This window comes from Neisseria sp. HMSC074B07 (assembly GCF_001810355.1).
Lineage (GTDB): Bacteria > Pseudomonadota > Gammaproteobacteria > Burkholderiales > Neisseriaceae > Neisseria.
The window spans coordinates 10,414-23,472 of the sequence record NZ_KV800978.1 but is presented as its reverse complement, the minus strand read 5'-3'; the positions used below and the strand labels follow the sequence as shown (position 1 = coordinate 23,472).

13 protein-coding genes are annotated in these 13,059 nt (G+C 51.5%); 7 read left to right on the top strand and 6 right to left on the bottom strand.

Annotation, left to right across the window (positions count from 1 at the left end):
- The first annotated feature begins 32 nt into the window (after positions 1-32).
- From HMPREF2726_RS10890 to HMPREF2726_RS10870, 5 genes are all read left to right on the top strand, one after another.
- Positions 33-395 carry a hypothetical protein gene (locus tag HMPREF2726_RS10890; RefSeq protein WP_003765647.1) on the top strand — a complete coding sequence of 121 codons (363 nt, stop codon included), beginning with the start codon at positions 33-35 and terminating at the stop codon, positions 393-395.
- Positions 395-781 (top strand): acyl-CoA thioesterase, encoded by a 387-nt coding sequence (locus tag HMPREF2726_RS10885; RefSeq protein WP_003762224.1) that lies wholly within the window; start codon positions 395-397, stop codon positions 779-781. The genes HMPREF2726_RS10890 and HMPREF2726_RS10885 overlap by 1 nt, the downstream gene beginning before the upstream one ends.
- Positions 778-1,266: a TlpA family protein disulfide reductase gene (locus HMPREF2726_RS10880; RefSeq protein WP_009313020.1), complete on the top strand. Its 489-nt coding sequence runs from the start codon at positions 778-780 to the stop codon at positions 1,264-1,266. The genes HMPREF2726_RS10885 and HMPREF2726_RS10880 overlap by 4 nt, the downstream gene beginning before the upstream one ends.
- 132 nt (positions 1,267-1,398) lie before the next feature.
- On the top strand, positions 1,399-2,061 hold the full coding sequence (locus tag HMPREF2726_RS10875; protein ID WP_009313022.1) for an SH3 domain-containing protein: 663 nt from the start codon (positions 1,399-1,401) through the stop codon (positions 2,059-2,061).
- 107 nt (positions 2,062-2,168) lie between these two features.
- Positions 2,169-2,708 (top strand): DUF924 family protein, encoded by a 540-nt coding sequence (locus HMPREF2726_RS10870; protein WP_009313023.1) that lies wholly within the window; start codon positions 2,169-2,171, stop codon positions 2,706-2,708.
- A 68-nt stretch (positions 2,709-2,776) separates the two neighbouring features.
- Here the strand turns inward: HMPREF2726_RS10870 and HMPREF2726_RS10865 are convergent, their stop codons facing one another.
- Together HMPREF2726_RS10865 and HMPREF2726_RS10860 are read right to left on the bottom strand one after the other, a co-directional pair.
- Complete coding sequence (locus HMPREF2726_RS10865) at positions 2,777-3,004, bottom strand: SlyX family protein (RefSeq protein ID WP_003742919.1); 228 nt, start codon at positions 3,002-3,004, stop codon at positions 2,777-2,779.
- Positions 3,005-4,378 carry a Na+/H+ antiporter family protein gene (locus HMPREF2726_RS10860; protein WP_009313025.1) on the bottom strand — a complete coding sequence of 458 codons (1,374 nt, stop codon included), beginning with the start codon at positions 4,376-4,378 and terminating at the stop codon, positions 3,005-3,007.
- 730 nt (positions 4,379-5,108) lie between these two features.
- Here HMPREF2726_RS10860 and tldD point away from each other — a divergent pair.
- Positions 5,109-6,605, top strand: a complete 1,497-nt coding sequence (gene tldD / locus HMPREF2726_RS10855) for a metalloprotease TldD (protein ID WP_009313027.1) — start codon at positions 5,109-5,111, stop codon at positions 6,603-6,605.
- Positions 6,606-6,908: 303 nt separating this feature from the next.
- Here tldD and HMPREF2726_RS10850 read toward each other — a convergent pair whose 3' ends face one another.
- From HMPREF2726_RS10850 to minC, 4 genes are read right to left on the bottom strand one after another with little or no spacing between them, the layout of a single operon-like run.
- Positions 6,909-7,829 (bottom strand): hydrogen peroxide-inducible genes activator, encoded by a 921-nt coding sequence (locus HMPREF2726_RS10850; protein WP_003762207.1) that lies wholly within the window; start codon positions 7,827-7,829, stop codon positions 6,909-6,911.
- A gap of 3 nt (positions 7,830-7,832) precedes the next feature.
- Positions 7,833-8,108 carry a cell division topological specificity factor MinE gene (minE, locus tag HMPREF2726_RS10845; RefSeq protein WP_003765670.1) on the bottom strand — a complete coding sequence of 92 codons (276 nt, stop codon included), beginning with the start codon at positions 8,106-8,108 and terminating at the stop codon, positions 7,833-7,835.
- 3 nt (positions 8,109-8,111) lie between these two features.
- The gene (minD, locus tag HMPREF2726_RS10840; protein WP_003762203.1) at positions 8,112-8,927 is read right to left on the bottom strand and encodes a septum site-determining protein MinD; all 816 of its coding nucleotides are present in this window, start codon (positions 8,925-8,927) and stop codon (positions 8,112-8,114) included.
- A 30-nt stretch (positions 8,928-8,957) separates the two neighbouring features.
- On the bottom strand, positions 8,958-9,662 hold the full coding sequence (gene minC / locus HMPREF2726_RS10835; protein ID WP_003762201.1) for a septum site-determining protein MinC: 705 nt from the start codon (positions 9,660-9,662) through the stop codon (positions 8,958-8,960).
- 894 nt (positions 9,663-10,556) lie between these two features.
- On the opposite strand from minC, the gene HMPREF2726_RS10830 reads away from it, so the two are divergent.
- Positions 10,557-12,581 carry an OPT family oligopeptide transporter gene (locus HMPREF2726_RS10830; RefSeq protein WP_070603380.1) on the top strand — a complete coding sequence of 675 codons (2,025 nt, stop codon included), beginning with the start codon at positions 10,557-10,559 and terminating at the stop codon, positions 12,579-12,581.
- Positions 12,582-13,059: the final 478 nt, after the last annotated feature.

Below are 13,059 nucleotides of genomic sequence, written 5' to 3'. Positions count from 1 at the left end.
TCATTCCCTTATCTGAAATCAAGGAAAACATCATGTACGAAGTCAACCGCAGCGTCTTCCTGCTCATCCCGCTCGATCCTTTTTGGAACTGGCTGCAAACCCTGCCCGGCAATCATCTTGACGGTTTGACGCTTGAAGATATTCAAGCTGATGCCAATTCTTACCTCGTCCGTCCGTGTGAAACCGCTGATGAAGTTTGGGATGAAATCGAAGCGCGGTTTGAAGACATTTTCGCTGCCGAACTTGCCGATTGGTGCGAAGATGAAAGCGAATGGCCTGATTTGAATGCGGATATTTTCAATGAATGGTTCGACATCCAGCTTTCTACCGTTATCACCGACCTCGAGCAAGAACCGCTCGCCCGTGAAGCCTTTCAACCCTTCAATCTGAACTGATGAATATCCGCGTCCGCAATTACCATCTTGACGGCTACGGTCATGTCAACAACGCGCGCTATCTCGAATTTCTCGAAGAAGCGCGCTGGGCGTTTTTTGAGGAACACGGTTTATTGTCCGAAATCGACGGCTTGATGCTGGTGGTTGTCCGCACCGACATCCGTTATCGCCGTGCCGCCGTCGATGGCGACATATTACGCTTTGAAGGTCGTCTGAAAGAGCTGACCTCGCGCCATATTATCCTCACTCAAAACATTGTTTTGCCCAGCGGTAAAAATGCCGTCGAAGCCGAAAGTACTTTGATGGTTGTTAGCGCAGAAAGCGGGCGAAGCATCAGCATTCCCGAACCTCTCTTTACCCTTTTAAAACAATACGCCGAAGCATGAAAAAGCTCATTACCATTGCCGCAGTCGCCATTATCGGCGCGCTGCTTGCCATCGTCCTTATTCCGGATAACAAACCTGCTCCCGCATTCTCTTTGTCCGACCTGCAAGGCAAACCGGTGTCCAATGCCGATTTGCAAGGCAAAGTCAGTTTCATCAATTTCTGGTTTCCCTCCTGCCCGGGCTGTGTCAGCGAAATGCCCAAAGTCATCAAAATGTCCAAAGACTATCAAGGAAAAGACTTCCAAGTCCTCGGCATTGCCCAGCCGATAGACCCGCTGGAAAGCGTAAACCAATACGTCAAAGAATACGGCTTGCCTTTTACCGTCATGTTTGATGCCGATAAAGCCGCCGCCCAAGCGTTCGGCACGCAGGTTTACCCGACTTCTTTCCTGATCAATAAAAAAGGCGAAATCCTGAAAACCTTTGTCGGAGAACCAGACTTCGCCGCGCTTTATCAGGAAATCGACAAAGAATTGGCGAAGTAATACTGGCTTGAGAGATTCGTGACTGTTTTCAGACGACCTCTGTTATGAATATATTAAACAATCAACGATATTGTCTGCTGTCGGACTTAAAGAAGGGCAATTTCGGTAAGTAGATTCTGAGCATCATTGAAAATGGCTTTGAAAAATAAACAATTTCTTTATTTTATTTTTGTCGGCTTTATTTTGAGCGTATTTCAGCTGACATTTGCACAAGGCGTTCCTCAAAAAGGCATGCTGTGGGTTTATTGGGGTAATAGTTTAGATGGTAATGCTCGGAATCAAAGGATTTTATATTTTGACTTTATCCCTGAAGACACCAAAATATCGAATCAAAACCGAATCTTCCTTAATTTGAGCGAATCGCAGCAAACTGCTGTTTTGAAAGAATTGGTGCTTCCGCCGAATTTTTACGTTTATCAGGAAGATTCTGTCAAACAGCCTGCCCAAATTACTATGGGTAAAGTGGGTACGGAAGTCATTTGTGACGGTAAATATTATTCTGCCAAACTTATAAAATTTGAAAAAATCCCAAAAACAACGGCGAAACAAATCCCTGATTCGGGCTGTATTTACTCGTTGATTATGAATAATGATTTCATCGTTAAATCCACAGATAGCCATAAGGTTAACCTCAGGAGCCAACCGGATGCCCATGCCGACATAATCAAACGCTTGGACGACAACGCCATAGTAGAAAAATTGAAAACCGTTCGTAAGGATTGGTACCTCGTTCAATTAAAAGATACGACTACCCAAGGGTATGTTCATAAAAGTCAGTTGGAGCGGGTGGATTAATCAAAAGTTGTCGATATGTCGGCGTAATCAAAAAGGTCGTCTGAAAACCTTGATTCAGTTTTTCAGACGACCTTGTACTTAATAATCTTCTATTGCAAGGAATGTTCATGACACCCCAAACCGTCTTAGACTTCTGGTTTGCCGAAGAAAACCGTCCTTTTCTGTTTGCCAAAAACGATGAATTCGATGCCAAGATTCGCGCGCGATTTTTTGATGTCTGGCAGCAGGCGGCCCGTGGCGAACTTGCACACTGGCGCGACACCCTGCAAGGCAGGCTCGCCGAAATCATCCTACTCGACCAATTCTCGCGCAACCTTTTTCGCAACAGTCCTCAAGCATTTGCCCAAGATTTGGCCGCTCTCATCCTTGCCCAAGAAGCTGTCCGTCAGCCCGGTTTCGCCGCCCTCCTGTCGCACGAACGCCATTTCATGCTCATGCCGTTGATGCACAGCGAAAGCCAAGTTGTCCACGAACAAGCCGTTCCGCTGTTTGAACGCTATACCGACGGACACGCATTGGATTTTGAAATCAAACACAAAGTCATCATCGACCGCTTCGGACGCTATCCGCACCGCAATGCCGTATTGGGGCGTGAAAGCACGGAGGAAGAGGCGGAATTTTTGAAGCAGGAAGGTTCGTCATTTTAATTTGGGTTTTAAAATTTGAAGGTCGTCTGAAAACCATTTTTCAGACGACCTTCTTTCATATTTCCGCTTCAATAATGCGGCGGAATTTCATCACGCAGGCTGTAAGGTTCGCGCTCTCCGTTTGCGCCTTTGTCCTGCATTTTCTGATAAAGCAGCCTTAACTGCGCCTGCTGTAAATCCAGCGTCTGCTGCATTTTCGCCACCGTATCGTTCAGGCTGCCGATTAAGTCTTCCTGAAGCGCGGTTTGGATTTCCAGCTCGGTGATGCGGTGTTCCAATTCGTCCATTTCGCTCATTTACAGCACCATCGCGGCAATCCAGCCGGCAATCATCAGCGGGATATTGTAGTGGATAAAGGTTGGGATGACGGAGTCGCGGATGTGGTCGTGTTGTCCGTCGGCGTTCAAACCCATGGTCGGGCCGAGCGTCGAGTCGGACGCGGGCGAACCGGCATCGCCCAATGCGCCCGCCGTACCGACGATGGCGACGGTTGCCAGCGGCGAGAAGCCGAGGCTGATACACAGCGGCACATAAATTGCGGTAATGATCGGCAAAGTAGAGAAAGAAGAGCCGATGCCCATGGTGACCAACAATCCGACAAACAACATGGCAAATGCCGCCATGCCTTTATTGCTGCCGAAAAGTTGCATACTGTGTTCGACCAGCGGTTTGATTTCGCCTGTCGCGGTCATGACTGCCGCAAAGCCTTGCGCCGCAATCATGATGAAACCGACCATCGCCATCATTTTGATGCCTTCGCCGAACACATCACTGGCAGCGTCTCGGTTCATCACGCCGAGCATCATAAAGACGGCAAAACCCAGCATCGCGCCCAACACCAGCGAATCTTCATACATCAACTGAATCGCAAAGCACACGCCGATTGCCACCGCCGCCACCAGACTGCGGTAAGCCGAAGGCTGGGGCTGTTCGGATGCTTCGCGGTTGTCTTCCGTATCGACGGTATTGGTTTGATAAATGCGTGATTTGCGGTAGTGGACAAACGCCGCCAGCAGCCCCGCCACCATACCCAGCGCAGGAATCGCCATCGCATGCATGACGCTGATGCCTTTTACGTCCATACCCGCAGATTTGATGTTGCCCAAGAGAATGTCGTTCAAGAAAATCGCGCCGAAGCCGTAAGGCAGGAACATATAAGTCGTCACCAAACCGAACGTAATTACACACGCCACCAGACGGCGGTCGACTTTCAAACGGTTAAACACCAGCAAAAGCGGCGGAATAATCATCGGAATAAACGCGATATGGATAGGCACGACGTTTTGACTCATGATGCCCATCGCCAAAATAATCAGCAACAGCGTCCATTTCACCGAACTTTCGCCTTTCGCGGCATCCTGACTGTTGTTGAGTTTGCGGATAATGCCGCCCGCAAGCTGCTGCGGCAGCCCCGAATAGGTAATCGCCATCGCGAACGCACCGAGCATCGCATAAGACAAAGAAATCCGCGCGCCGCCCTTCAAGCCTTCGTTAAACACGGGAATAATCCCCGACTTCGTTACATTGCCCGCCGTATCCACGACGTTTTCCAGCGGCATTCCCGCCACCAGTCCGCCAACGAACGCACCGACAGTCAGGCTCAATACGACGTGTACCCGCGATAGCGACAACACGAGCATAACGATTACTGCAACCACTACGGCATTCATGCCTTTTCTCCGTTTCAGACGACCCTCAGACCATCTGTTCACATATTAAAAAGAAACATCATAACCTAACATGATTTAACGGGCTAGGGCAAGCCGATTATTCATGTAAATGAATAGGATGGAATGTGCAGGCAGCCGATTCAGACGACCTTAAGCATATTTGATTTTGCCTAAAGCCATAGAACCACCCCCATCCTAACCTTCCCCTGCTGGACGGGGGAAGGGACAAATTGCCGTTGCAGCAATCCGTAGCGTGGGCTTTGCCCACGATATGAGTGAAAACGTGATCATCCAATTCAGATTGTCATAAGATAGATTTCGTGGGCAAAGCCCATGCTACAAACTGGCGTGGATTAAATAAAAGGTCGTCTGAAAACTCGACTTTCAAGTTTTCAGACGACCTCGTTTTTACCTGCAACCCGCTCCCTCTCCCGTCCGGCGGGAGAGAACTGGGGAGAGGGTGGTTCTACGGGGCAAACGAATTTGATTTTATTTAAACTCGCAAAGCCACCCCGTCCTAACCTTCCCCCGCCAGACGGGGGAAGGGATAAGTTACCGTTGAAGCAATCCGTAGCGTGGACTTTGCCCGCGAAATCTGCCATAAGCAATCCAAGCGTTCCGGTTCAATCTCAAGAAAACCGTAAGGCATGATGCAGCTTAGTCCGCCGCCTGTCAGGTCAGTACGGAAACTTGATTGCGCTTTTTATCTATTCGACTAGAACGAGAATAAATGCCGTATAATCAAGCCCCAAGTTTCCCCAGCCTTGAAGGTCGTCTGAAAACCATGCACTCAACTTACGCTACCGTACAGCGCGATTTGCTCGAAGCCAATCACCTTTCCCCTGAGCTGCTCGCCAAAAGCCTGAGCATCATCGGCGCGCATCACGTCGATTACGCCGACATCTACTGCCAGCGCACTGCTTTTGAAAGCTGGCATTTGGAAGAGGGCATCGTCAAATCAGGCAGTTTCCAAATCGATCAGGGGGTGGGCGTGCGCGCTGTTTCGGGCGAAAAAACCGCTTTTGCCTATGCGGACAGTTTGTGTATCGATTCGATCAACCGTTCCGCCCAAGCTGTCCGCGTCATCGGCGCGGCAGGCGGCGAAGCTTCTGTCAAAGTGCCGTCCGCCGCATACGGCAAATCCGTCCATGCGGTGCTGAATCCTATTATCGGTCTCGATTCCGCTGCCAAAGTTGCCTTATTGAACAAAGTGGAAACGCTTGCCAAAGCCGCCGATCCGCGCATTGTGCAAGTGATGGCGGGGCTGACTTGCGAATACGACATGATTTACATCGCCCGCCTCGACGGCAGGCACGCCGCCGACATCCGTCCGATGGTGCGCCTGAACGTTACCGTCATCGCCAAACAGGGCGACCGGCGCGAACAGGGCAGTGCGGGTGGCGGCGGTCGCTACGACTTGGCTTATTTTGATGAAACTTTGGTGCGGCAGTTTGTCGATTCCGCCGTCAAACAAGCCCTGATTAATCTCGAATCCCGCCCTGCGCCCGCAGGCGAAATGACCGTTGTCTTGGGCAACGGCTGGCCGGGCGTGTTGCTGCATGAAGCCGTCGGACACGGCTTGGAAGGCGATTTCAACCGCAAAGAAACCAGTGTCTTTTCAGGCAGAATCGGCGAGCGCGTTGCCGCCAAAGGCGTTACCGTCGTTGATCAGGGCGACATTGCCGACAGACGCGGTTCGCTCAATATCGACGACGAAGGCAACGAAACACGCCGCACCGTATTGATTGAGGACGGCATCTTGGTCGGCTATATGCAGGATGAAACCAACGCCCGCCTGATGGATACGCAATCCACCGGCAACGGCCGCCGCGAAAGCTACGCCTCCGCCCCTATGCCGCGCATGACCAATACCTTCATGGAAAACGGCGGCTACGAACCCGACGAAATCATCGCGTCCATCGACAAAGGCATTTACGCCGTCAACTTCGGCGGTGGACAGGTGGACATCACCAGCGGCAAATTTGTCTTCAGCGCATCCGAAGCGTGGTGGGTCGAGGGCGGCAAACTGCAATATCCCGTCAAAGGCGCAACCATCATCGGCAACGGCCCTGATGTGTTGAAACATGTTTCCATGATAGGCAACGATACCGCGTTGGACAGCGGTGTCGGCGTGTGTGGCAAAGACGGACAGAGCGTTCCTGTCGGCGTCGGACAACCGACCCTGCGGATTGATTCGGGACTGACCGTCGGCGGTAGCGAGATTTAAGGCAATTAAAAATAAAACGTCGTCTGAAAACTGTATTTAGGGTTTTCAGACGACGTTTCGTATTAGATGGTAGGCTTATCGATTGGAAACTGTTGAGTCCTTACCCTGCTCAAGTTCGCAGGAAACCATGTTTTAAGGCATTAAAGCACAAGTTTATCTGATCGAACGTTCTACACGATTTCTGGCTTATCCATCTGCTGAGACACAAAAAACAAGCCGCCGAAAAAATCGGCGGCTTGTTGAATATCATCACAATTGAAAGCCCTGGGCATGATTTCATCGATGCCCGGTATTCAATGCGCTTTACTCTTGGACAAAAGTAACGCCGTGAAGATGGGAATTGAGGATGGCAGTCCGCAAAGCAGTCAATGCTTTGGGGCGGACGAAGTTCCGACGATATGCCAAAACGACGCGGCGGTGCGGTACGGAGCCTGAAAACGGGATGATGCTGAACAGCAAATGGTCGTTTTCGGTCAACGCGGTAGCAGGCATGACGCTAATGGCGAGACCGCTGGCAACCATGTGGCGGATGGTGTTGATGGAGCTGCCTTGCAGGGTGTTGGTCAGGCCTTGGATTTTCTGCTTGGCGGCCAGCTCGGAGCAGCTTGATAAGACCTGATCGCGCATACAGTTGCCTTCAGTCAGCAACAAGACCTGCTCTTCGCTCAACATCTGCGGCGTAACGGCATCGAGTTCTTCGAAATGGTGTCCTTTGGGGACGATGACGAAAAAAGGCTCGTCATACAGCGGCTCGGTGACGATGCCCGGCTCTTGGAAGGGTTCTGCGACTACGATGGCATCGACGTCGCCGCGTTTGAGCGATTCGGTTAGGATGTGCGTGTAGTTTTCTTCAAGCATCAGGGGCATTTTCGGCGCGGTTTCGCGCAGGGAAATGATGAGCTTGGGCAGAAGGTAAGGGGCGACGGTAAAAATCAGACCGAGTTTGAATGCGCCTTCCAATTCGTTTTGCTCTTCGCTGGCAAGGTGCTTGATCAGCTCGGCTTCTTCCAACACGCGGCGGGCTTGGGCAACGATGCGCTCGCCCGCTTCGGTGGTGATGATGTCGTTGCTGCTGCGGTCAAACAGGGATACCGACAGCTCTTCTTCCAGCTTTTTGATGGCGATGGAAAGGGTGGGCTGGCTGACAAAGCAGCGGCGCGCGGCACGTCCGAAATGACGTTCCTGCGCGACGGCTACGATGTAACGCAATTCGGTCAAGGTCATGTGTTAAGCCTTTTTCTGTTCCGTTTTTTGTTCAGGCAGGGTGATGTTCAATTCGAGAACGTCCATACCGTCCTGCTTTTCTTGGGAAATGCGGATGTCGTCCAGGGAAACATTGACGTATTTGGACAATACTTCCAGCAATTCTTTGCGCAGGGTCGGCAGGTAATCGGGCGCTTGACCTTCTTGCGCGCGCTCTTGGGCAATGATGATTTGCAGGCGGTCGCGTGCAACGGCGGCGGTTTTCGGTTTTCTGCCGAACAACATATCCATTAATGACATGACTTAGCCTCCGAACAGCCGTTTGAAGAAGCCTTTTTTCTCGGCTTCGAGGAAACGCATTTCACGGTTTTCACCCAAGAGGCGCGCGATAACGTCTTTGTAGGCTTCTGCGGCAGTTGCGCTGTCTTGGTGGATGACGGGTTCGCCGGCATTGGACGCTTGCAGGACGTTTTGCGATTCGGGAATGACGCCGATAAGCGGGATGCGCAAGATGTCGCAAATGTCTTGTACGGACAGCATTTCGCCTTTGTTGACGCGCTCAGGCGAGTAGCGGGTAATCAGCAGGTGTTCTTTGACCGTGCCGCCTTGTTCGGCTTTGCGGGATTTGCTTTGCAGGATACCCAAGATACGGTCGGAGTCGCGGACGCTGGATACTTCGGGGTTGGTGGTGACGATGGCTTCGTCGGCGAAGTAGAGCGCCATCAATGCGCCTTGTTCGATACCGGCGGGGGAGTCGCAGATGATGTATTCGAATCCCATTTTGTCACTGCTCAATTCCTGCATGACTTTCTCAACGCCTTCACGGGTCAGCGCGTCTTTGTCGCGGGTTTGCGATGCGGGCAGGATAAAGAGGTTTTCGCAGTTTTTGTCTTTAATCAGAGCTTGGGTGAGCGTGGCTTCGCCTTGGATAACGTTAACCAGGTCGTAAACGACGCGTCGTTCGCAACCCATAATCAGGTCGAGGTTGCGCAAGCCGACGTCAAAGTCGATGACGGCTGTTTTGTGGCCGCGCAGAGCCAGTCCGGTTGCGATACTGGCGCTGGTCGTGGTTTTGCCTACGCCGCCTTTGCCTGAAGTTACTACGATGATTTTTGTCACGATGTTTCCTTTATCAAATGCTTGGAATGGTTAATCTGTGTCGATTGCGCTGATAACCAGGCGGTTGTCTTGCAATGAAACCTGTACGGCTTTTTTGTGCAGGTGGTCGGGCAGGTCTTGTTCGAAATTGCGGTAGATGCCCGCTACGGAGACCAGTTCCGCCTGCATGGAGTGGATGAAGATGCGCGCGTTGGTGTTGCCTTTCGCGCCTGCCAGAGCCCTGCCGCGCATGGGCGCATAAATATGAATGTTTCCGTCGGCAATGAGTTCCGCACCTTGGCTGACGATGCCGGTCACGATAAGGTCGCCGTTTTCCGCGTAAACCTGTTGTCCGGTGCGGACGGGGGTGCTGATGAGGACGGTCGGGTTGCTGATGACCGTTGCCTGAACGGGTGCGGGCTCTTGGTTGATTTTGGGCTGTTGCGGCTCGGATTTGTCGCTACGGCTGAAAACCAAATGGTAACGTGCTGCGAAGGATGCCCAATATTCGCTTTCGTGGCGCAGCCCCAGAATCTGCATGCCGTAACGGGCGAAAAGGGAAATCATGGAACCGATGTCCAATGACTCGGGATGGTCAAAATCCTGCACATCCAAAACGAAGGGGACGACATCCAATTCTTGGTATTGACCGGCGCGTTGGCGCAAAAATTCTTCCAGTTCGGTCAAGTCTGCGGTATGCAGGTGAATAGCCAGCACGTCAAGCCGGGCTGACTTTATGTCGAAGGCGGGTTTCATAATAGTGAGTAAATCATAAAATTTTTTAATTGTATAAGTTTACCGTGTAAATCTTGGCTATTCAATCCGTTTGGGCCGTCTGAAGTGAAATTTCCTGTATCTATCGGGTTGAAATTACGACTGGGACGCGATTGCAAGCCGATTGCAAGGTTTTGTCATGAAATGACGTTATCTTTAAAGTTGTTTGAAGTGGCGTAAAAGCGACAACAGGTCATCTGAAATCCGGAGCAGGCTCTGAATCTGGACGATCCGTCAATGGGATGAACAGATTTTTTTATATAAGGACGGTCGGTCATTGAAGGAATATAGTGGCTTAACTTTAAACCGACGGCGTTACCTCGCCTTAGTTCAAAGAGAACGATTCCTCTAAGGTGCTGAAGCACCAAGTGAATCGGTTCCGTACTATAGTGGGTTAAAATAAAAATGAGACAAGACAGCGAGCCGCAAGGCGTACAGGTAGTACGTCAAGGCGAGCCAACGCCGTATCATTGTGATTTTAATCCACTATGTCTGTACTGTCTGCGGCTTCATCGCCTTGTCCTGATTTAAAATTAATCCACTATAAATGGTGGGATTTGGAGGTTTTTCAGGGTTGGGTGAGGCGATTTGAGCCGCTAAGGTCGTCTGAAAATGCGGCCACCGGTTTCAGACGACCTTTTATAGTGGATTAAAATAAAAATGAGACAAGGCGACAACGCCCGCCGTGTACGGGTAGTACATAAGGGCGTTGGCAACGCCGTATCATTGCAATTTTAATCCACTATACTTTTCCGCTTTCTTTGCACATTCTTTGTCTAACTTGACATTTCCTTGCCGCCGCAACACCATAAAGGCAGATTCGGCAGCCGGTTCGAGCCTGCCGTACGTTTTTTCTTAACCGAAAGGCTATCCACGATGACACAATCCACTCACGATCCTTACGCGGATTACCGCGAGCTGACGCTTCGGGGCATGATACTCGGTGCGCTGATTACCGTGATCTTTACCGCGTCAAACGTTTATCTCGGTTTGAAAGTCGGTCTGACCTTTGCTTCGTCGATTCCGGCTGCGGTGATTTCGATGGCGGTTTTGAAGTTTTTCAAAGGCAGCAATATTTTGGAAAACAATATGGTGCAGACGCAGGCTTCGGCGGCGGGTACGCTTTCGAGCATTATTTTTGTTCTGCCCGGTTTGTTGATGGCAGGCTATTGGAGCGGTTTTCCGTTTTGGCAGACTGCGCTGTTGTGTATGGCGGGCGGGATTTTGGGGGTGATTTTCACCATTCCGCTGCGTTACGCGATGGTGGTGAAAAGCGAGTTGCCTTATCCCGAAGGCGTGGCGGCGGCGGAGATTTTGAAAGTCGGCAGCCACGAGGAAGAGGAAGACCGTCAGGGCGGCAGCGGCATTAAAGAGCTGGCGGCAGGCGGCGCGTTGGCGGGCTTTATGAGCTTTTGTTCCAACGGTTTGCGCGTGATTGCCGACAGTGCGAGTTATTGGTTCAAAAGCGGCACGGCGATTTTCCAACTGCCGATGGGTTTTTCGATGGCATTGTTGGGCGCGGGCTATTTGGTCGGTCTGACGGGCGGTATCGCCATCCTGCTGGGTATTTCGATTGCTTGGGGCATTGCCGTGCCGTATTTTTCATCGCACATTCCGCAGCCTGCCGATATGGAAATGGCGGCGTTTGCGATGAAGCTGTGGAAGGAAAAAGTACGCTTTATCGGCGCGGGTACTATTGGTATTGCGGCGGTTTGGACGCTTTTGATGCTGCTCAAGCCGGTGGTGGAAGGTCTGAGAATGTCGTTCAAGAGTTTCGGCGGCGGCGCGCCTGCGGCGGAACGTACAGAACAGGATTTGTCGCCTAAGACCATGATTTTCTGGGTGTTGTCCATGATGTTGGTGTTGGGCGTATCGTTTTATCACTTTATCGGCGATTCGCACATTACAGGCGGCATGGCTTGGCTTTTGGTGGTCGTTTGTACGCTTTTGGCTTCCATCATCGGCTTCTTGGTCGCCGCCGCCTGCGGTTATATGGCGGGTTTGGTCGGCTCGTCTTCCAGCCCGATTTCGGGTGTGGGCATGGTTTCTATCGTCATCATTTCGCTGGTGTTGTTGATCGTGGGTGAATCTGGCAGCTTGATGGCGGATGAAGCCAACCGTAAATTCTTGCTGGCGCTGACCTTGTTCTGCGGCTCGGCAGTAATTTGCGTGGCTTCGATTTCCAACGACAACCTGCAAGACTTGAAAACCGGCTACCTGCTCAAAGCAACGCCTTGGAGACAACAGATTGCGTTGATTATCGGTTGTATCGTCGGCGCATTCGTCATCTCGCCCGTGTTGGAACTGCTCTACGAAGCCTACGGCTTTACCGGCGCCATGCCACGCGAAGGCATGGACGCGGCGCAGGCTTTGGCGGCTCCCCAAGCGACTTTGATGACGACCATCGCCTCGGGTATCTTCGCCCACAACCTTGAATGGGCGTACATCTTCACCGGCATCGCGATCGGCGCGGTGTTGATCGTCGTCGATTTGGTGTTGAAAAAATCGTCGGGCGGCAAACGCGCACTGCCTGTCCTCGCGGTCGGCATGGGCATCTACCTGCCCCCGTCCGTCAATATGCCCATCGTGATCGGCGCAGTGTTGGCGGCGGTGTTGAAACACATCATCGGCAAGAAAGCGGAAAACCGTGAAGGTCGTCTGAAAAACGCCGAGCGTATCGGAACCTTGTTCTCCGCCGGTTTGATTGTCGGCGAAAGCCTGGTCGGCGTAGTGATGGCATTCATCATCGCCTTCTCCGTGACCAACGGTGGCTCCGACGCCCCGCTCGCGCTGGGTCTAGAAAACTGGGAAATCACCGCATCATGGCTGGGACTGGCATTTTTCATCACAGGCATGGTGTTCTTCGCCCAACGCGTGTTGAAAGCAGGACGCGTCAAGTAAGTCAGGTTTGAAAATAAAGAGGTCGTCTGAAAACTTGGGATTCAGGTTTTCAGACGACCTTGTTTTTATCTGCGGTCTTCAACCTCTCTCGTCTGGCTGGGGAGGGGGGCTACAGGCTACACGAATTTAATTTTACCTAAATCCACAAAGCCACCTCCATCCTAACCTTCCCCCGCCGGACGGGGGAAGGAACAGATTGCCGTTGCAGCAAACCGTAGCGTGGGCTTTGCCCGCGATATGAATGCCAAAATGAAAGCACATTCGGCTATTGTCTGATTTTGATTACTTAAATGATGGATTTCGTGGCAAAGCCCACGCTACTTGAGTTATCCAAAATCTGTATTGATTGAATACACGGGTCGTCTGAAAACGGGTATGAACGGGTTTGTTTCTTTAAAACCCGAATCTTAAAGTTTCAGACGACCTCGTTTTTATCCGAAAACCGCCCCCTCTCCCGTCTGGCGGGAGAGGGCTGGGG